The sequence below is a fragment of the Paenibacillus sp. J22R160 genome (assembly GCF_059692135.1).
Window position 1 is genome coordinate 138,794 of the sequence record NZ_JCAUAU010000014.1, and the last position, 20,133, is coordinate 158,926.

Genomic DNA, 20,133 nt, shown 5'->3' on the forward strand with positions numbered 1-20,133 from the left:
CCACGGGACTACTGGATAAGCACCTCACCTCCAAGCTAGAGGAGGGGTGCTTTCTACAAATGCGAAAGGATGCGTCCAATTATGAAATATCGATTTTCTAAATCGCTAGAAGGTTTCTCATCCTCGGCGGTACGAGAAATTCTTAAGCTGACACAGGGCAGCTCGATCATTTCTTTTGCCGGCGGATTGCCAGCTGAAGAGTTTTTCCCATTGGACGCGGTGAGCGATGCGTTTAAACGAGTTGTTGGCGGCGGGAAGTCAGCGCTGCAATATGGATTAACCGAAGGGTACAAGCCGCTGCGCGAGTCCTTATGCAAACGTATGGCTGCCAAAAACATGCACGTCACACCAGACGAGATGCTGTTAACGACTGGCTCCCAGCAAGCGATCGATTTGTTGACACGCGTAATGATTGATGAAGGCGATATCATTTTGGTAGAAAGACCGACATACTTGGCGGCGATTCAAGTTTTTCAAGCTAAAGGTGCCAAGATTTATTCCGTTGATAGCGATAACGATGGTATGATTCTGGAAGATTTGGCTGCCAAAGTCGCCGAGCATAATCCGAAGCTCGTTTATGTCATTCCGACATTTTCGAATCCGGCAGGCCGTGCGTGGAGCTTAGAGCGCCGTCAGGGCTTGCTAAACATTTGCCGCGAAGCGGATGTGCTGATTCTTGAGGATGACCCATACGGTGAAATTCAATTTGATGAAAATGAAACGTACCCATCCATTTTCTCGCTTGGCGGTAAAGCCGAAGGCGGTAATGTGGTTTACACGAGTACCTTCTCCAAAACGGTAGCGCCTGCTTTCCGGACAGGCTGGGTGATGGGGGACGAGACAATCATTCGTCAAATCGCCCGTTTTAAGCAATCGGCCGATTTGCACTCCAGTACGATTGATCAGCAAACGTTGTACCATTTGCTTGAGCATTTCGATCTAGACGCGCACATCTCTTTGATTCGTGAGCAGTATTTGGATCGGATGAAATTCATGTCAGGTCTTTTGAAAGAGTTGAATTGGCCGGGTCTGAAGTGGGAAGAACCGAAGGGCGGCATGTTCATCTGGGTCGAACTTCCGCCACATATTCGCGCTGAGGATCTGCTGAAAATTGCAGTAAAAGAAGGCGTTGCTTTTGTTCCTGGATCCACATTCTATGCGGAGAATCCACAGTACAACACCATGCGCCTGAACTACACACACACGGATCGCGAGAACACGATTCTCGGTATGCAAAAACTGGCGAAAGCCATGGAATCTTACCTACAAAGCGTATAAAAAAAAGGGACTGTCTCGAGAGTAGATTTTTCTACTTTGAGATAGTCCCTTTCTTATATCATGTGCTATTGAGAACTAGACAAGTGACAGGAGAGGAAACCACGGATTTAAATTTGATGAAAACTTAATCATTTAACTGGATCGAGAAACCAGATCTAACAAATTAAACATGGATGGTACAATTCTTTCGATTGTATGATGAAGCAGTTCGTTATCTTTATACTACAAACGAAAGGGTGTTCGGAATGAAGCTTCTGGTTCTGATTCATGTGCTATCAGCCATCATCGGGGTAGGGCCGACGTATTTCGCCCATGTGCTTCTTAGGAAAAATCAATCGTTAGATGAACTTCGCTCGTCTTTACGTGTAGGGGCACGGCTTGAAATTTTTCCGAAAATAGGAGGAACACTGGCTGTATTGACAGGGTTGCTGCTGATTTGGCTGGGCGATTACGGCTCCTTCATGCAAATTTGGCTATTCGGATCACTGGTTGCCTACGTGCTGATTCAGATTATTGCCATTGGCTTCGCCACGCCATATCAGAAAAAGCTCGGAGGCTGGGTGCTTGACCCAGCCAACCAAAAGGCTTCTAACTTGCCAGCTGAGCAACTCGTTCAATGGGTAAAGGCTCGCAACTACTTCTATGGTGCATCGGCTATTGGTCTTATCTTGTTCATCTTTATGATTGTAAAGCCTAGCTAGTGAAAGGTGAAAATTACTACGGGTTAACGATCTGAGTCAGGGCTTCATAGATCGGCGTAGCTGGGCGGCCGAGCAGCTTCTCGAAATCGTCGCTTTCGACCTCAAGCGTACCTTCTCGAATGCCTTGCTGGATAGCTACAAGGATTGGGATGACGAAGTCGGGGACGCCGACACTTTTCAAAATGTCGGCATAAGTGGCGTCATCGACCTGCTGTACAGGAACTTCCTTGCCTACTACCACGCCAAGTGCAGACGCTAGTTCAGCTTGAGTGATCAGTTTACCTGAAAGCTCATAAATTTTATTCTCGTGTCCGTTCCCAACCAATACAGCGGCCGCCGCTTCCGCGTATTCTTGTTGCAGTGCCCAACCCACCTTGCCAGAGCCAGCAGAGGTCACCCAAGGAGCTCCTGCCATCACGCCCCCAATACTCGACAATTCATTCTCCAAGTACCAGTTGTTGCGTAAGAAAGTATAAGGGATGCCTGTTTTGACGATAGCTTCTTCTGTTGTACGGTGCACCGGAGCAAGGAAAATGGTACTGTCACTTGCATTGGCTAAGCTGGTATAGGCAATAAGTTTAACGCCAGCAAGCTCTGCTGCAGCTACAGCATTGGTATGCTGCCGAATTCTTGTTTCCGTGTCTCCATCCGCCGAAATCATTAATAAGCGATCAATACCTGCAAAGGCAGTTTCCAATGTTTCTGGACGATCAAAATCTCCTAGACGAACGTCTACGCCACGAGCACGCAATCCTTCCGCTTTCTCTGGATTACGGACACTGACAGCCAGCTGACTTGCCGGTACTGTTTTCAACAGCGTTTCTACAACTTTCATTCCCAATTTACCTGTTGCGCCTGTGACTAAAATTTTCATTTTCTAATCCTCCTAAAATAATTTGTTGTTGTCATGCTAATTGTTATAACAATAACTGTTACAACTTTGATATAAAATAAAAGCTCTCGGATTGGAGCTCCTATTTACCTCAAAGTCGGTTGTGCCAGCCTGTGTTCCATAGCGGAAAGAGCCTCACTTAGCTCTAACTACTGTTGTAACAATTATAGTTACTACTTGAAGCGGTGTCAATATCCAACTTTTGAAAGAAGCCTTATTATTGTTATAGGAGGAACCTATTAAAGCAATAGCTTTTATATCTAATGAAAAGGGTTATCTTATGTTACAATGAGAGCATCATATAGTCGATAGAGATGCTTACCAAGCAGCTTTACTATTCTAAGGAGTGAATGACAGTCATGGCAGATGTGAAAAAAATTGCTGTAATCGCTGGAGACGGCATTGGTCCAGAAGTCGTTGCAGAAGCGGAAAAAGTATTGAAACGTACAGAAGAACTATTCGGTTATCAATTTGAAACAGAGCACGCGTTGTTTGGTGGAATTGCCATTGATGAGACAGGTACACCGCTTCCGGAAGAAACATTGAAAGTTTGTCAATCTGCAGATGCTGTTCTTCTAGGTGCTGTAGGCGGACCAAAATGGGATAACAACCCTAAAGAAACTCGTCCGGAAACAGGTCTTCTGGGTATTCGTAAAGCGCTTGGTTTGTTCTCTAACATTCGTCCAGCTTTCATCTTTGACTGCTTGAAAGAAGCTTCTACGTTGAAACCAGAAGTACTTGAAGGTACGGATCTGATCGTTGTTCGTGAATTGACAGGCGGTATCTACTTCGGCGAGAAATTTCGTCGTGAAACTGCGAACGGTCATGAAGCTGTGGACACATGCGCATATAACGTTTCCGAAATCGAGCGTATTGCTCGTCAAGCGTTTGATATTGCTCGCACGCGCCGCAAAAAGCTTGCTTCCGTTGATAAAGCAAACGTTCTGGAAACTTCCCGCCTATGGCGTGAAACGGTTAACCGTATTGCGGTTGACTATCCGGATGTTGAACTTGAGCACGTGCTTGTAGACAACTGTGCGATGCAATTGCTGCGCCGTCCGTCTTCCTTCGACGTCATCGTAACAGAGAACATGTTCGGCGACATCTTAAGCGACGAAGCTGCGATGCTGACAGGTTCCATCGGGATGCTGGCATCCGCATCGCTTGGCGAAGGCAGCTTCGGCTTGTATGAGCCGGTACACGGTTCTGCGCCTGATATCGCAGGCCAAGGTATTTCCAATCCAATCGCGACGATTCTATCCGTTGCTTTGATGTTCCGTCTGACTTTCGGCTATCACGATGCAGCGGATTCAATTGAACGCGCCGTGAAAGAAGTGCTTGATGCAGGCAACCGCACAGGCGACATCGCTGTCGATAAGAGCAAAGCAATCGGAACATTGGCTATGGGCCAACTGATTGTAGACGCAATGCGCAAATAGGAATAGGAGCTTGCCCGCTAAGCATTCTGTGCTGCAGCGAGCAAGCTCTTTCTTTTGTTTTGCGTGGGAGGAAACGGGTTGGCAGCGTTGTATCATAACGATGGGCTTCGAGGGCTTCTCAACATCGTAGCCTATGTTGCATTTTGTACAAGATAGAAGCGGTCTTTACCAGGCTATGCTTTCCTTCATTGTACAAAGTGCAACCATTTGAGCTCAAAAGTTCGAATATAAGCGTTTTTCACCCCTCTATGTTGCATAAAGTACAATAGCGGGGCATTCTGCTCCCTAATCTCGGGATAATGTTGTACAAAATACAACATAGAATGAGACCGTCTATGCTTGCGCTTGAGAAGTGATTCTAGCTAAGCCTATGGGAACAAATAGGTGCATGAAGCAGGTTTCTTCGCCTCGGTCGAAGGTAGCCCAGCGTCAACATATATGGAAAAGGAAGCGGAATTACGCTTGTTCAAGGACCTTTCATATTTTAAAGTAATTATTATATTGTATGAGGTCTAATTATTGACTTTCATCTATTCGGATGATACCATTTTATACGAAGAAGATAGATTTGAGGAGGAATTATACACATGGCAGAGCGTTTAGTTGGTAAACAAGCTCCAGATTTTACAATGGAGACAGCTACAGGTGATGGTACAGCGTTTGGTAAAGTATCTTTGTCTGATTACAAAGGCAAATGGTTAGTATTGTTCTTCTACCCATTGGACTTCACATTCGTATGTCCGACAGAAATTACAGCGCTTAGCTATGCTGCTGCTCAATTCAAAGAATTGGACACTGAAATTCTTGGCGTTTCCATCGACAGCATCCACACTCACAAAGCATGGATCAATACACCTGTCAACGACAATGGTCTTGGCAAATTGGAATTCCCACTTGCTGCTGACATCACGAAATCCGTAGCACGTGACTACGGCGTTCTAATCGAAGAAGAAGGTATCGCGCTTCGCGGTCTTTTCATCATCGATCCAGAAGGCGAAATGAAATACGAAGTTGTTAACCACAACGATGTAGGCCGCAGCGTAGAAGAAACACTTCGCGTGCTTCAAGCGCTTCAATCCGGCGGATTGTGCCCAATGAACTGGAAACCAGGCGACAAAAACCTTGTCGTAAAATAAGCTTTTCATACATAGAGAAGCTCCTCTTAGCTGGCATGCGAATGCGGCGGGGGAGCTTTTCTTCATGAAGGAGAATGAACGTGACCGTACCTACGCATCTGCAATATACAAGAGATCATTATTGGATACGTAAAGAGGGGAATGAGGCCGTCATCGGCCTGACGGAAATCGGCTTGCTTGCGTGGGGGATGGTCTTATTCATCGAGCTTCCGGAGCGTGGAGCGGTGCTGGGGCAAGGCTCTTATGCTGGTTCCTTGGAGACCGCCGAAAGTGAGCATGATTTGCTTGCGCCGGTATCTGGCGAAGTCATTGCTGTTAACATGCTGCTGGAGCGGGCTACGATGATGCTGATTGAGTCGCCCTATGATAAAGGGTGGCTGTTCAGAGTAGCATGCAGCGAGCCTTCGGAGCTGGAACAGCTGTGGGATGCGCAGACGTATGCGTCGAGTTATTCCTTTGAGTGAGGGAACAGCCGCAGGGCCGCAGGACTACTTTATAGGGTCCTGTGGCTTTTTTGTTGGCGCAGGTGGCTGCTCTTGATCTATCCAGGAACTCTGCACGAGATCCTGCAGAAAAGTGGTAATGAAGCGAAGCTGATCGGCATCGTATTTGTCCATCACTTGGAAAGTACGCTCTTCCAAGTGGCGATCTAGCTGAGCATGCAGGTGATAGAGCTCCATGCCGAGCGAAGTGGTGCGGTATATGATTTCTTTTTTATTATCGGGTAGAGATTCTGTCTGAATGAGCCCTAGGGTTATTAATTTTCTCGTGATTTTGGAAACGCTGCCTTTCGGAATGTCGAATCTTTTGGAGACGGTAATGCCATTTACCGGTTCCAGCTTCCCAACGGCATCAAGCACGTGCAGCATCGTAACGGTCATCTCTTTAATGATGTCAATGAGAGCTGGATTGCTGCAATGCTGGATAAGCCATTGATGCTCTTCATCATCATTCTCTTGAATGCGCTGAGCCAGCTTCGTAAAAGAAGCGATGATCTCACGCACAAAGGGCTCTTTTTGCTTATCGATCATAGTCATACCTGCCTCTCTTTTCAGGATAAGTATAGCAAAAAAGCTCCAGCAAATAAAGTTTCTCGGAAACAATATCGCGTAGGAAATCGAAGTTAAAGGCAACAACAAAAAACCGCAGGGCTACACTTTATTCAAACAAAGTGTTAGCCCTGCGGTTCAACATAAATTACTGCTTTGAGAGTTGTTTGTATTTGTTTAAATACTTCACAACGGCAAGCACATAAGTCGCATGCGACCAGGTAAGAGGGGCGACGGACACCGGATCGCCTGTGAAAGGATCCAATTGCTCCGACAGGACACCGCTTTCCATTGCGTGTTTGACGACCCATTCTAACGTTTGGCGGGGGGCTTCGAGATCAGCCAGTGTTTTGGCGTATTCGATTTCCCACTCAGCGATCCAAAGCGTACAGATGATCCAAGGATTCCCTGGTACATTTTCGATATCGGTGGAGCGTTGGAAGTAATAATCATGATGATAGCGGGCGATGCCACCGACTTCTGTTTTAATTCTAAGACCTTCTTTATTCGCCTTCATCGTACCGACAACACGCTCATCGTCCGCAGGCAGGACGCCAAATTCAAAAATACCGTAAACGGAACTTTCGAGCGTCATATCTTTGACCCATTCGCCGTCCTCCATGTACAAACCGCGAACGAATCGGCCTTCATTCTCATCCCACAGATGCTTGAGTATACCGGCTTTAATTTTCTCCGCCGTATGCTTATAGCGGTTGCTGCGCTCTTCGTCCCCGAAGAGGTTGCTGAAGTTGGAAGCCGCGATAAGTCCGCCATACACAGCTGAAGCGGTAAACGTGTAGATTCCGTAACGCTCTTCCCATAGATCGTAGCTTGGCTTCGGCAGGTTCAATTCCTGATCAATGTAAGTGGACATGAATCTGGCCGCTCTGCGAATTAAATTGCGATAGAGAGATTGCGCGAACTCAAGGCTTCCATTTTTCTGGAAGTCTGCCCAGAGAGCGAAGAGAACAAGGGCTGTTTCATCTTCTTGAATAGGGAGCTGGACACGTCCGGAGTGAATATAGGGATGCCAACTGGAGCCTACGGTGCCGTCCGGATTATATTTATGATGCAAGTAACCTTCAGGAGACAGCACGTTCGCACAGAAGTTGAAGAAAGGAATAATCATCCCTTGGTAGCCGGCCATGGACATGGAGTAAGCAATTAAGGCGCCATCCCGAGGCCACATGTAGCTGTAATGATCCCGGTTGCTCTGCATGATGTCCGAATCGTTCGCGGCGATAATCGCACCATTCACATCCGTTTGCGTCCTTACAAGGAGCAAGCTTTGTTTGAAGAGGCGCTGCACATCTACATTCAAATCTCCGTAATCCCGTTCGATCTTATTCGCCCAGCGCTGCCAGTATACGGTTACGCGATCAAGCAGTTTGCCGGGGTGGCTGTCTTTGACGTAGGCGTCAAGCTTCTTGACTTCCTCGAGCGTTTTGCCTGCGCCCATCCAGTAGTAGAGCGTTTGGTCGGCATTAGGCGGCACGAAAAGTCGAAAGGAGATCGTGCTATCGACAGACCCTTGAGCGATGGCATTGCCCATCAAATGCCCGTCTTCCGCATCGCGCCACGTGCCTTCGGCGTTATAAAATCTTTTGACACCTGTAGAGTATTGATAAATGCCTTCTGTTCCGGTGCTGCCGTTGAACATGAAATATCTGTCTTTTTTATAATGGAATACCGTGTTCGTCAATGGATAGAAGGCAGCAGTGTCGCCGACCTCGGTCTCATTAATAAGCAAGTCCTGATTGAAGAACATCCTCACTTCGCGAACGGTATGTTTGTGATTCGTAATTTGGATACGTTTAAGATAAATATCCTCGCGCTGATGAACCCCGTCATTCATGAGTAAGGTGATGCCAAGACCAGGATGCGTAGCTCTTACTTCAGTGACAAGAGAATCCTCCACATAACCAAGCTGGAACTGCCACTCGGGGGAATTCAGCCAGGCAAAGTCACCATCCACCCAAATACCGACACGGCATTGATAACCGCCAATATGATTAAGCTGGCCTACGAAAGGATAGTACAGATCTCGCATATAGGAATGCTGATCGAGATTAATAAGAAATTTTCCGTTTCCGATGACCAGATGTCTAGGCAATACAATCACTTCCCCACTCTTTTGTTTGATTGTCCAGCAAGTTCAAATCATGTTCAGTACAGAACATCGCTAGCACAAGGCCTGCCAATAGGTTACCTAATAATTACCAAGGAATCAATGATTCTTTGAAAAAATCCTGAAAATTTCAACTGGACACGCTTTCATTTGGCATAGTTCCCCATATTATTTGATTATTTCCTTTTGATGCGGGATTATACCTGATGGTTGCTCGTGAGCGATTAATTTTGTGTACACAGTTACCGTTATGGCACTGATCTGCTCCCACCCAAAGCTTTCGTGGATTTTGGCCAAAGCATGAGCAGCGAGTTCAGAAGCAGCAGCGGGATTTTGTAAAAGCTGAACAATTTGCATGGCAAGCAGGTTAGCATCTCCTGGAGGAACCTTATACCCGTTAATTCCCTGGTCTACGATGTCGGATAGACCGCCCGTATCCGAAACGATAAGCGGCGTACCGCTAGCCATAGCTTCCAAAGCAACAAGGCCGAAGGGCTCGTAGAGACTAGGGAATATACAGAGCTCAGCGCGGTGTAATAGCAGGTTTTTGTCGGTTTCATCCAAGAAGCCGGTGAAACTGATATTGTCGCTCAGCGGAGCGGCCAAGAGTTGGAGCGTTTCAAGCTCTGGCCCCGTACCGGCAATAACCAAATGAGCAGCAGGAAATTCCTTAAGAACATGCTGCATGGCGCTAATGAGGAGATGTACACCCTTTTCAAAGACAAGCCTTCCGAGGAAAGCAAGGATGGGACGAGGAACATCTCCATGCGGAACCGAAAGTAGATGAGAAAGTACCGGGTTAGCGGTCACATCTTTTGCATCAGGTACCTGAAAGGGCATAACGCCATTAGGGATATGGGTCATTTTATGAAAAGGAGTATGAAAAAGGTGCATAACTTCTTGCAGCATATAAGGACTGCAGACCACAAGATGGTCGGCTTCGTGTGCTAACTTATGTTCTAGCGCATGAATGCGCTTTTGGGCTGGCGTATCCAGCTTGCCTAGATTGCGTCCCGACTCCGTCGCGTGAATCGTGGCCAGCAGCGGGATGTGCAGGAACTGTTTACACTCTTTGGCGGTATAGTAGACGAGCCAATCATGAGCATGAATGATATCGAATTGCTGTCCTTGAGCTGATAAGTGCTGGACGGTATCCGTGAAAGCCAAGTTCATCTGAAACACCCAATCAAGGAAATGGAGGGGCTCAGCGGATGAAAATACGTCTACGCGATGAATATGCACACCATCGAGCAGCTCGTAGGACGAGCAATCAGGAGCCAAGCATGTGACGACATGAATTTCCAAACCGCTTGCAGCAAGCTGTACAGATAGGTCACGGACGGCTCTGGCGAGACCTCCGATGACACGTGGCGGATATTCCCAGGCAAGCATCAGAACGCGAATAGGCAGTTGAGCTTCAGGTTGGGAAGGAGTGTCGAATGAACGCTGGGCGGCATCACGAAAAAAGCTGATCGATGAAGCAGGTTGAAATAAGCGGTAATGAACCTCGGGCAAAAAGGGAGTTTGCCGCTCCAAGGTCAGCACAAGTTCAGAAAGCACTCTGTCTGTGATCCCAGCTTTATCATCGTCAAAAGCATCTACCAATTTATGGAGAGAAGCGAGATGTGTCTCGATTCGTTTCACGGCATAACTGGTTACAGTTTCCGCATCCAGGATGAAGGTCCAGTCGCTGCTTTGCGCGAGCATCAGCTCCCGCGCGGCTTGATTCAGCGCTCGGACCTGCAGGCTGCTGAGCAGCTCTGGCTTACGGTGCTTATGCGCCGCAAGCACCAAGCGATCCTCCGCTGCGTGCAGCAGCGGATGCACCCACTGGCTGCGCGGCTGCAGCCAGACCTCGGCGAAGCCGCCGCGGCCCCAGCTGCACGCCGGCAGCGTGGCCGCCGTCGTCGGCGCATTGGCGGCTGCGTAGCCGCCTAATGTCGCCGTCTCGCAGCGCGCAGCCGCCAGGCCGCGCAGCACCGCCTCTAGCCACTGGTGGCCTTCGTGCCACCAGTGCCCGAACAGCTCGGCATCGTATGGGCATACGATGACCGGTGGCTGCGGCGCCGCTTCGAGGCGGCGCAGCTGCGCCACCCGGCTGGCGACGAAATGCTCAGCATGCTGCTGAGCTTTCTGCGCGGCCTGCGCCGGGTGGTAGGGCGCTTTGGCGTCACCTGGGCCGGTGACGCGGTGGTACTTGAAGCCCGTATGAATGCGTGCGCCGTCCGGCAGCACATAGGGCTTCAAGTACTCCCACTCGGCGCCGCCGCTGCGGCCGAGGTCAAAGCCGATATCGCGGTAATATTCGCGATAGTCGGGGTCGCTCGGGTAACCGCTTTCGGCGCTCCATACTTGAGCGCCGGCTTCGAGGTCCCGAGCGTAAGCGCAGGCGCCGCTAGGCGTGCGCAGGGGATAGCTTGTTGATGCCCCAGACGCAGCAAACGCGTGGGCATCAACAACGAAATAGCGCAGCCCCAGCGCCTGCAAATGGGGCTCCACAGATGGCGTATAGCCGCACTCCGGCAGCCAGATGCCTGCCGGAGAGGACCCGAAATGCCGCCTAAATTCCTGGACGGCGGCTTCAAGCTGCGCGCGCAGCGCGGCGTCATTCTTGACCAGGGGCAAGAAGGCATGTGTCGCAGCGCACGTGATTAGTTCTAAGCAGCCCGAGCTTCTTAGGCTGCGGAATTTACCGATCAGATCGCCCCGCAGGCGATCGTACAAAGCAAGCAGCCGATGATAGTGATCGGCGTAAAGCCTGGCCGTGGGGCCAAAGTCGGCATGACCCCATAGGCGAATCACTTCGCGCTGTGACAGCTCGCAAAGGGAGGCTAGATGCTTGCGAAGCCGTTTCTGTAAGCCGGCATCAGCGAGCATGGCAAGAAGCGGCGGAGACAGGGATAAAGTCAGCCCGAAAGGTACATTCTCCTCAAGCAGCCGATCCATCATTTCAATCAAAGGCAGATAGCTGTCCACAACCCCTTCGAAAAACCAACGTTCTTCTAGCGTAATTTCTGCTTCATTATGACGCACGTAAGGGATATGGGCATGCAGAAGCAAAGCAACATAACCGTGTACGTTTGTGCTCAATCGAGATCGCCTCCGAATTCCGAATCTGCTGGGGGTGTGCACTTGGGTAAGTACACGGAATAGGCTGAGAATTGCTCATGAGCTATAGAAGCCTTAAGCTGAATGGAAACGACAGCAGGCCTGTAGGTAACTTGGTTATCCAGTGTTAAAGCGTTTGAAGGAAGTTCTTGATTCGTATGTATATGGGGAGTCTGAATCGTATTAGAACGCAGAAGCGGGAGAAATTGTCCCTGCTCATTCTTAATGCCGAGTTCTGCGAAGTAAAGCTGGCCGGGTAGAAAACCGTTTAGGAAGCAGCATTCTCCTTGGGGAAGGGGGAGTTCAGAAATCGCAACCGATAGATGAGTGCTGACGGCTTGTTCGACCGTAGATTCATAAAAACGCAGCGTAGGCTGAAGCAGGAGCCAGTCCGCTCCGAAGTGATCCTGCACCATTTTTTTCTTTCTGGAAGAAAGCTGCCAATAGGCAAAAAGAGTAGCCGATGACTGCACCAGCAAGTGGAGTGTGTCCCTGTCATTGTGATGGGCAGTGAAAGCTTGGGTAGGAATCAGACTCACCTTTTCTTAGGTCATAATGGGAAATAAATGGTATTGACCTTTTGGACAACATTGTAGCATACACGCTTAGGAAACGAAAAATCTCCTCCTTTCAAGAAGGGGGAGATCTCCTGTATGTGCTTTACTTGATTGGAGGTTGACCTTCCATGTACCGGGTTTCCGTAAGCCTCATTAAAGAATCATATCGATTGACAGAGCTCAGAATCAACAGATAATCATCCTGATTAATATTCGTATAAGATGCCTTGAAACCGGTATGATATTGAACCGTCATACTGGAGGATTGATCGTCATACTGCACAAAAGCGATCTGCCTGGAAACACTTGGAATCATATTCACGCCGCTCTCCCCTTCATCTTAAGACTTCGGATCACCCGCTAATGGATATATCTGTCATATATTATGCTTATTGCAACACATTTAGAATGTGGTCTCGATAGGAATGGATTAGCTCCTCGGCAAGAGTTGGATTTTGGGATTGGGCGACAAGCCTAAATACAGGATCTTCACTATCGGGCAGCAGCAAAATCCATCCATTCTCGTGATAAAATTTGATTCCGTCCACCAAATCAACTGGAGTATCCTTCGCCTTGTTCATCATGCTCCGCATCACTTCACCCTTGGCGTCCCAAGGACAATCGATTTGCTCACGGTGCAGATAGAAAGTCGGAATCAGAGCCAGAAGCTCAGAAAGCGGCAAGCCGGTTCTGCCTAGATGAAGAACGACAAGTCCAATGGCAAAAAGCGAGTCGAACAACGGATGCATCCGCGCTTGCTCGGTGGCCTCGAGAATGGCGCGTTCCCATTCCTTGGTACGAACGATTGTCGCGCCCAGCCCCTCGGCCATGCTCTCGAGGAGTTCAGGCGCGCTGACGGGAGCACCGATTGTTGCTCCTGGCCGGCTGTGCAGGTAGCACAGGTACAAGAAAACGGTTTGCAGATCCGAATCGACAAGCGCTCCCTTCTCCGTCACAAGCTGCAGGGTGCGGCCATCGTCCAAAATGCGCAAACCCAGATTAGCCCTGGCTAGCGATGTGAATAGAGGAAGAGGTTCTTGGTTATTTACAGTAGTCACATGAATCGCTTCAATCCCTAATTTCTCGAAAAATGGCACCAGATAAGGCTGCAGCCAAGGGCTGGCCTCAATGACGATCTTCATCGTCGATAGGGGTAATCCATCACCTTCGTCTGCGATTTCCTCGGACAATGTGCGGATATAGGTTTGAAACCAATGTGTTTCGTCCTTATAGCTGCCTAGGTGATTCATAGATGCCCGTCCATAGTCTTCCTGCCAAAAGCTGTTTTCCACTTTGCGCTCGGCTGATCTTGTAATAGGCATTCCCTCGGCATCCATACAAGCTAGCAGGCACCGATCGTTCTCGTTGCCTGACCAGTCCAGATGGATACCGCCTGCGGCACCCAAGTGACGAATGGCAAACGAGGCTGCCGGTGCTAAGCAATCTCCCAAATCAATGACATGCGTGCCGACGGATTGCAAGCTTGCTGTCAAAGCGCGCTTTAGCAAACGAGTGAAGGTATGCGGAGCGCAGCTTACTGTGAGCGTTTTGCCGGCAGCAAGGGTTGCACCGTAGGCTGTTCCGAATTTGGCGGTCATCTCAGGCGTTAATTCGAGATTGGGAAGGCCGCTTACTCCGCGGGTTTTGAATAACGTTTTGGCAGCATGCTCCCCCCAGATATGAGAAGTGTGAAGGCGGGATTTATCACGAATTTGTTTATGGGGCCATATTTTCACATTAGGTTCGATCCGGCTCTTTTCCCCAATGATGACATGATTGCCAACGACCGAGCCTTCTCCGAGATATGAGGCCTCTTTACAAACAATGCGGCTAGTTAGCGTAGAACCTGCTAATTCATTGTTGGGGGCGATGTGGTTATGGTCCCAAAGCACGCTGCGCGTTAGCTTGATGCCCTTGGAAAGCCTGTTATTTTCCCCGACGATGCAGTATTCTCCGATTTCCACCCCATCTTCAATCTTGCTTCCTTTGCCGATAAAAGCAGGCCCAACCACGCGGGCTGTATCACTGGTCTCTACGTCATCCGCGATGTATACGCGAGGCCGGATCTCAGTGCCGTGGATATGGAGCTGCACCTTTCCATCAAGCATATCAAACTGGGTTTGTCGATACTGCTGCAAGTTGCCAATGTCCATCCAGTATCCGGAGCTTACGTAGCCGAAGAGCGCTCTGTTTTCTTGAAGCAATGCCGGGAAAAGCTGCTGACTAAAGTCAAATTCTTGATCCAGCGGCACGCGCTCTAGCAGCTCTGGCTCCATGATGTAGATGCCCGTATTAACTGTGTCGCTAAATACTTCTCCCCAGCTTGGTTTCTCCATGAAGCGGGTAATCAGGCCGTTCTGATCGGTCATGACCACGCCGTATTCTAGCGGATGAGGGACACGGGTCAGCAGTAACGTGGCTTTGGCTTGTTTTTCTTTATGAAAAGCGAGCGCCTGCTCCAGATCGAAATCGGTTAGGGCATCACCGCTAATGACTACGAAGGTATCGTCTAGAAATTCGTGCGCCTGCTTGACGCTTCCGGCTGTACCCAGGGGACTCGTCTCTTCAAAATAGTGGAGATTGACGTTAAACGCTTCTCCATCGCCAAAATAGTCGCGAATCACTTCAGGTTTATACTGCATCGTGACGGCAATGTCTTGGATGCCGTATTTGTGAAGCAGTTCAATAATATAGGCCATGCACGGTCTTCCCAGGAGAGGCACCATGGGTTTGGGAAGATGGCAAGTAAGGGGGCGAAGCCGCGTGCCTTTGCCTCCAGCCATAATAACAGCCTTCATAGTGGGTCCTCCTCACTTTAAAGCATTTGCTCAACTTTTTGCTGTAACCGGAATGTCGGAGAGATTGTCGATCAGTTTGCGGTAATCCTCCTGAATGAGCGCAGCGATATGGCTCCATTGGTAGGTTTTCTCAAGCAGCTGGTAGGCGCTGTCGGCCATTTTGGCGGCCAATTTGGGATGCAGCAGCATTTCGGTAATATGCCATGAGAGCGAATCAACGTGTCCTGGCAGAGCTTTATAACCATCGACGCCATGTCGAATGATTTCCGCCAGACCGCCTGTATCCGAGAGTACGAGCGGCCGCCGGCTCGCCATAGCCTCCAAGGCAACGATTCCGAATGGCTCATACAAGCTCGGAATGACACAAACATTGGCATATTGATAGAGCTGGATACGGTAGTTCTCGTCAATGAAGCCTGTAAATAAGACGCGATCTCCTAAATGGGCTGCTAACGTGCGAAGTTCATGCTCCATCGGTCCTGAGCCAGCTATGATGAGCTTAGCTTGGGGCACATGCGATAGGATGCCTGGCATGGCATGGATAAGCGTGTGAACTCCCTTTTCATAAACAAGCCTGCCAATATAGAAAATGACTTTATCCTGTTTCGCAAGATCACGAGGACGTTTCCCTGATTCCTTACTTGATGTTGGAGGGAGCTGAATGCCATTCGGATGAACGGTGACTTTATCCACAGGCAAATTGAATATTCGGACAACTTCATTTTTCATATAGGAGCTGCAAACAAAAACACGGCTGGCCTCATAAGTCAGCTTCCACTCTAATTGATGAATTTTGCGCTGTAAGTCGGAACCTAAATGCCCTTGATTTCTTCCCCATTCCGTTGCGTGAATCGTCGTTATTAGAGGGATGTTATAACTCATTTTTATTTCTCTCGCTGTGTGAAAAACCATCCAATCATGCGCATGTAAAAGATCAATGCGGCCGCCGTTTTCTTTCCATTTGACCAGATGATCCGTCATGGCTAGATTCATTTCGAAGGTCCAGTGGTAAAAAGAAGTATCTCCGGAGTGCTGGACGGGCAATCGATGGACATAGACGCCATTTTTCTTCTCAAAAGAAGGTGCCCCTTCATAGGACGTCGTGATGACATGGACTATTTCTCCGCGAGAAGCAAGGGTTTCCGATAGTTCATGGACGGCTTTCGATAGGCCGCCGACCTGTTTGGGCGGATATTCCCAGGCCAGCATGAACACATTGGGGTGATGCTTTGTTTCCTCCAGTAAGGTTTCCCAATCATTTCTGCTCGGAATAATTGGCACAGGTGATTGGAGGTTGATGCTCTTGAAAGATTGATACTCGATATCAGGAAGGCAATAGTCGAGTTCCTCCAGAGCAGCAAGGAAATCCTCAGCGATCTGATTACGATCCAATTGATCGCAAAGCTGGTGAAAGCAGCCAAGATGTTTTTTTATCCGGCGGCTGGCATAATCAGTGTAGGTTGCCATGTCCATCATGAACGCCCAATCGCTGCTCTGAGCCAGCATGAGCTCTCTGGAGGCTTGATTTAAGGCTCGCTTGAACACGTCGGCATTCTCTTTATCAGAGTGGATGATGTGCTCCTGATTGGTGGCTAACTGAATCATCCGTCCTTCAGCTTCGTGAAGATGACGGTAGATCCAATCATTGCATGCTTGCAGCCATGTTTCAGAGCTGTGGTTACGCCCTGCACTGGAAGCGTTCAATTGGCCGACACCAGCGGCTGGATACTCATCGAGGTACTCGCTGGGTGTTACCATTTTCAATGTCGTCTGATCGAGAAACATTTTGCGGCAAAGCTGATCAAGAAAGTGGGGACCTTCATACCACCAATGCCCAAAAAGCTCCGCTTGATAAATGGAGACGATGACCGGCTTTCGATCCAGCCAGCGATGCGCTTGTTGTACCTGCTTTTGGCGATGTCTGAGAAAATCATCCGCATGCTCGCCCGCTTTTTCTAACGCAAGTGCTGGATGATAGGGCATTTTGAGTCGGCCTTTACTTGTATTGCGGTCGTATTTGAAGCCAGAGCCGTTATCCGAATAATAATCTCGATAGAGGAAATCGTTGCAGTAGCCATCCTCAGGGGAACAAATCTGGTGAACAGATGCCGGATCGCACGGAAAAGCCGTCACACCATCCGGCGACGTCATCAGAGGAGCTAACTGTTCCCGGTGGGGGTGAGGGGAAGCAAAAGCAACAGCGGTGGCATCCGTGAAAAAATACTGGATCCCAGCTTCGCTCAACATCCGCTCAATCCCTGGCGTATAGCCGCATTCGGGTAACCAGAAGCCGCGTGGCTTTTGGTCGAAATAACGCTCAAAGTCTTTCACAGCCGTTAGGACCTGCGCTCGGATGGATTCTTCCGTTTGCAAGAGCGGCAGATAGGCGTGCGTTGCGGCGGTAGTTACGATTTCAATGTATCCTAACTCCTGAAAATGTTTGAAGGCAACAATGACATTCCCGTTATAACTCTCGTACAGATTCTGAAGCTTTTGGAGTCTCTGCGAGTACTGTTTGGCAACCGGAAGGAGAACGGGGTCCTGTTGTAATCGAACCTTCTCGCTGTCTGCTAGCGCAATATCTTCTTGGAGGTAAGCGCGATATTTGGCATGCCAGAATGGGTCGCTGAACAGGGATAAGAGTGTCGGAGTTATGGAAAAGGTCATCCGGAAATCAATTTGATCCTGTGATAGCTGATGCATAACTTCCAATAATGGCAAATACGTTTCTGTCATGGCTTCAAAAAACCAACACTCTTCCAAAGCAACGTCCGGGCCTTGGTGGCTGATATAAGGAAGATGGGCATGCAGTACGAGGGCGAAATACCCCTTAATCTCAGGCTTTGATTTCATGCGATTAATCAAAACTTATCGTCACCTCGGTTCTCCCCAATCCTCTTCCGAATCTTTGGGGGTTACGACACAATTGGATCGAAGTAAAGGGATGAACTCATGCTCCCACGTGTACGTACCTACATCCACGATATAGCTGCGATTAGCCCCAGCTTGATGTATGTACGAATGAGTTGTTTCGGGCAACATGGTTGTATCCCAGTAGGCATGGGCATTATGTCCATTAAAGAGCAAATGGGTCACATCGTACAAGCGGAGGACGGACGGCATGGCGCCAAAGTCACATTCAAAATGCTGAGACACCAGCCACCTGCGTCTATCAGATATTTCCCAATATACATAAAGCGAATTTGCACCTACAATCATAAGATGGAGTAAGTCCTTGTCATATCTCCCAGGAACCTCATACTCCGAGATTGGTGAAGTTTTCAAGGCCATTCCTCTTTTCTGGAAATCGTGTATTCGATGACCATTTTCTTGTAAAAGCATTCGCTTTTCGACAGAAAAATATGCGTGGTTTGCTAAAATCTAGATGTCTCGTAAAAAAGGAATTTCGCACTTTTAAGGCGAATATATTGGATTAATCCGGGTGACAAAGATGATGCTACGATGCAAGTTTTCCTCACGGAAAGCTCAAAGGGAGTGATATCGATGAGTTTTTGTTGTGGCGCTAGTATGATTGGAACAAAAGGTACATTGAAGCACATCCGTACACAAATTCATAATGTGCCTATTCTCTTCTGCCCGGTATGTCACCACATTGAGGTTCACTATCTGGTAGAGAGCGAATACGAGATATTGGCAGAATATGCCCACGGCGATGGGGCGGCTGAGGTTGATTTTGTGGAGTATGTAGATGGGAAAGACCATCTGCTGCATGACAATTGTGTTAATCATGAAGGCGAAGAGCCTATGGATATTGTGCGCAGCCAAATTGATATGGCGCTGGATCTGCTTATGGTGGCCAAATCTTTTGCGGATGCCGAATGGGAAGAGCAGCTCATGAAACGATTGAAAATGCTGAGTGTACGCCGCGATAAGCTAAAAAACAAAAAAACCTCTAAGCCCATGTAGAGGTTATAACGATAAAAGCCGCTATCATTCTCCCAACGGAAGAAGGAGCGGCTTTTTGTTTGGACGAGACTAGACGTGGTCATGAATGCCCTGGAGCAATCGCCCGAACTCTTTTTGCAAACTTCTGCTTAAAGGAATTTTAACCGGCGTGTGATTCAAGTGAATAAGAAATCTGCGGGATGTAGGAAAACCGCTTTCCTTCACATAACTTACAACGTGTCGCATATTGACTAGAAAGCCCTTGAAGGGACTAAACAGCATAGGCGAGCTCTGAGATAAGATATCCGATAAATTGGTGCTGGAATCCATGTGTGCACCATTCATGAGATGAATTCTTGATAATCGCTTGTCCTCTTTTTCAATGAAGAGAATCGACTCCTCCGAGATGGGTAACTGCGATTTTTGGTTTTTCACGGTGATCCAAGTTGTTTTCATTGGGGGTGATACTTGCTGCGTATGACTGCGTTCCAATTGAATTTCGGCAATTGCTTTGCGAATGGCAGCTTGAAATTTAGGCAACATCACGGGCTTAGATAAGAAATAAAGAGATCCTAGGTCATGAAAGCTCGTGAGGATATGATCTATATTTGTAGTTCCGCTAACCATGATGACCTTCTGCTGATAACCAGCTCTTCGTAGCGTCTGTACCATGGAAATCCCGTCCAGTTTGCCTTCCAGGCCAATATCGACGAGCAGCACATCCGGAAGAAGCTGGTCATACATCCGAATGAATTGTTCGCCATCCGTGGCGATCGAGACGACGTCTAGTCCGCACTGCTGACAATAGCTTTCCAGTAATTTGCCAACCCAATAATTATCTTCCACAATGGCAACGGTGTAATGATGCCCCATACGATCATCGCACTCCATTTCTTTCATCCATCCATGCATTCTGTCAGCTCATGCTCTGAAACAGCCAACTTAGTCCACATTGAACGCAAAAGATCTATTATCCTGTATAATTCTAGTTGTAGAGTTAAGTGACGTAATTTCTTAAGAGCAAGCTTAGAAATGAGGGGTTAGTATTTGTTTACATGGGCGATATTTATCTTGACCTGTCTTGATTTTGTTCCCATGATTCTATTCTCATTGGTTCTATTCAGACAAAAAATAAAGCCGC

The 20,133-nt window shown here is 48.3% G+C and carries 16 protein-coding genes; 6 read left to right on the forward strand and 10 right to left on the reverse strand.

The window, feature by feature from the left end:
* The first annotated feature begins 81 nt into the window (after positions 1-81).
* The gene (locus AC58UW_RS23675) at positions 82-1,278 is read left to right on the forward strand and encodes an aminotransferase-like domain-containing protein (protein WP_497423045.1); all 1,197 of its coding nucleotides are present in this window, start codon (positions 82-84) and stop codon (positions 1,276-1,278) included.
* A 245-nt stretch (positions 1,279-1,523) separates the two neighbouring features.
* Positions 1,524-1,979: a DUF2269 family protein gene (locus AC58UW_RS23680; RefSeq protein WP_497423046.1), complete on the forward strand. Its 456-nt coding sequence runs from the start codon at positions 1,524-1,526 to the stop codon at positions 1,977-1,979.
* A gap of 16 nt (positions 1,980-1,995) precedes the next feature.
* Here AC58UW_RS23680 and AC58UW_RS23685 read toward each other — a convergent pair whose 3' ends face one another.
* On the reverse strand, positions 1,996-2,853 hold the full coding sequence (locus tag AC58UW_RS23685) for an SDR family oxidoreductase (protein ID WP_497423047.1): 858 nt from the start codon (positions 2,851-2,853) through the stop codon (positions 1,996-1,998).
* Positions 2,854-3,230: 377 nt separating this feature from the next.
* Between AC58UW_RS23685 and leuB the strand changes: the two genes are divergently transcribed.
* The 3 genes from leuB to AC58UW_RS23700 all read left to right on the forward strand — a co-directional run bounded on the left by leuB (position 3,231) and on the right by AC58UW_RS23700 (position 5,910).
* Entirely contained in the window at positions 3,231-4,310 is a 1,080-nt protein-coding gene (gene leuB / locus AC58UW_RS23690; protein WP_497423048.1) for a 3-isopropylmalate dehydrogenase, read from the forward strand.
* 587 nt (positions 4,311-4,897) lie between these two features.
* On the forward strand, positions 4,898-5,446 hold the full coding sequence (locus AC58UW_RS23695) for a peroxiredoxin (protein WP_497423049.1): 549 nt from the start codon (positions 4,898-4,900) through the stop codon (positions 5,444-5,446).
* A gap of 74 nt (positions 5,447-5,520) precedes the next feature.
* Entirely contained in the window at positions 5,521-5,910 is a 390-nt protein-coding gene (locus AC58UW_RS23700; RefSeq protein ID WP_497423050.1) for a glycine cleavage system protein H, read from the forward strand.
* Positions 5,911-5,934: 24 nt separating this feature from the next.
* On the opposite strand, the gene AC58UW_RS23705 is transcribed toward AC58UW_RS23700, so the two are convergent.
* The 8 genes from AC58UW_RS23705 to AC58UW_RS23740 form a co-directional block, all read right to left on the reverse strand.
* Positions 5,935-6,483: a winged helix DNA-binding protein gene (locus AC58UW_RS23705; RefSeq protein ID WP_497423051.1), complete on the reverse strand. Its 549-nt coding sequence runs from the start codon at positions 6,481-6,483 to the stop codon at positions 5,935-5,937.
* Between the two features lie 160 nt (positions 6,484-6,643).
* Positions 6,644-8,608: a glycoside hydrolase family 15 protein gene (locus AC58UW_RS23710; protein ID WP_497423052.1), complete on the reverse strand. Its 1,965-nt coding sequence runs from the start codon at positions 8,606-8,608 to the stop codon at positions 6,644-6,646.
* Positions 8,609-8,791: 183 nt separating this feature from the next.
* Complete coding sequence (locus AC58UW_RS23715) at positions 8,792-11,713, reverse strand: 1,4-alpha-glucan branching protein domain-containing protein (protein ID WP_497423053.1); 2,922 nt, start codon at positions 11,711-11,713, stop codon at positions 8,792-8,794.
* Entirely contained in the window at positions 11,710-12,270 is a 561-nt protein-coding gene (locus AC58UW_RS23720) for a DUF4912 domain-containing protein (RefSeq protein ID WP_497423054.1), read from the reverse strand. The genes AC58UW_RS23715 and AC58UW_RS23720 overlap by 4 nt, the downstream gene beginning before the upstream one ends.
* Positions 12,271-12,391: 121 nt before the next feature.
* Entirely contained in the window at positions 12,392-12,604 is a 213-nt protein-coding gene (locus AC58UW_RS23725) for a hypothetical protein (RefSeq protein WP_246069161.1), read from the reverse strand.
* A gap of 73 nt (positions 12,605-12,677) precedes the next feature.
* Entirely contained in the window at positions 12,678-15,086 is a 2,409-nt protein-coding gene (locus tag AC58UW_RS23730; protein ID WP_497423055.1) for a sugar phosphate nucleotidyltransferase, read from the reverse strand.
* 30 nt (positions 15,087-15,116) lie between these two features.
* Positions 15,117-17,951: a 1,4-alpha-glucan branching protein domain-containing protein gene (locus AC58UW_RS23735; RefSeq protein ID WP_497423056.1), complete on the reverse strand. Its 2,835-nt coding sequence runs from the start codon at positions 17,949-17,951 to the stop codon at positions 15,117-15,119.
* Positions 17,952-17,960: 9 nt separating this feature from the next.
* Positions 17,961-18,371, reverse strand: a complete 411-nt coding sequence (locus tag AC58UW_RS23740) for a DUF4912 domain-containing protein (protein ID WP_497423057.1) — start codon at positions 18,369-18,371, stop codon at positions 17,961-17,963.
* A gap of 219 nt (positions 18,372-18,590) precedes the next feature.
* Between AC58UW_RS23740 and AC58UW_RS23745 the strand changes: the two genes are divergently transcribed.
* Positions 18,591-19,013 carry a hypothetical protein gene (locus AC58UW_RS23745; protein WP_497423058.1) on the forward strand — a complete coding sequence of 141 codons (423 nt, stop codon included), beginning with the start codon at positions 18,591-18,593 and terminating at the stop codon, positions 19,011-19,013.
* Positions 19,014-19,082: 69 nt separating this feature from the next.
* Here AC58UW_RS23745 and AC58UW_RS23750 read toward each other — a convergent pair whose 3' ends face one another.
* A complete protein-coding gene (locus tag AC58UW_RS23750) occupies positions 19,083-19,904 on the reverse strand; it encodes a LytR/AlgR family response regulator transcription factor (RefSeq protein ID WP_497423059.1) in 822 nt (273 codons plus the stop codon).
* Positions 19,905-20,133: the final 229 nt, after the last annotated feature.

Excerpts from the sequence above, each read along its gene's own strand:
- AC58UW_RS23745 (WP_497423058.1), top strand. The coding sequence starts at position 18,591 with ATGAGTTTTTGTTGTGGCGCTAGTATGATTGGAACAAAAGGTACATTG.
- AC58UW_RS23730 (WP_497423055.1), bottom strand. The coding sequence starts at position 15,086 with ATGAAGGCTGTTATTATGGCTGGAGGCAAAGGCACGCGGCTTCGCCCC.
- AC58UW_RS23675 (WP_497423045.1), top strand. The coding sequence starts at position 82 with ATGAAATATCGATTTTCTAAATCGCTAGAAGGTTTCTCATCCTCGGCG.
- AC58UW_RS23700 (WP_497423050.1), top strand. The coding sequence starts at position 5,521 with ATGAACGTGACCGTACCTACGCATCTGCAATATACAAGAGATCATTAT.
- AC58UW_RS23695 (WP_497423049.1), top strand. The coding sequence starts at position 4,898 with ATGGCAGAGCGTTTAGTTGGTAAACAAGCTCCAGATTTTACAATGGAG.
- leuB (WP_497423048.1), top strand. The coding sequence starts at position 3,231 with ATGGCAGATGTGAAAAAAATTGCTGTAATCGCTGGAGACGGCATTGGT.
- AC58UW_RS23725 (WP_246069161.1), bottom strand. The coding sequence starts at position 12,604 with ATGATTCCAAGTGTTTCCAGGCAGATCGCTTTTGTGCAGTATGACGAT.
- AC58UW_RS23750 (WP_497423059.1), bottom strand. The coding sequence starts at position 19,904 with ATGCATGGATGGATGAAAGAAATGGAGTGCGATGATCGTATGGGGCAT.
- AC58UW_RS23680 (WP_497423046.1), top strand. The coding sequence starts at position 1,524 with ATGAAGCTTCTGGTTCTGATTCATGTGCTATCAGCCATCATCGGGGTA.
- AC58UW_RS23685 (WP_497423047.1), bottom strand. The coding sequence starts at position 2,853 with ATGAAAATTTTAGTCACAGGCGCAACAGGTAAATTGGGAATGAAAGTT.
- AC58UW_RS23705 (WP_497423051.1), bottom strand. The coding sequence starts at position 6,483 with ATGACTATGATCGATAAGCAAAAAGAGCCCTTTGTGCGTGAGATCATC.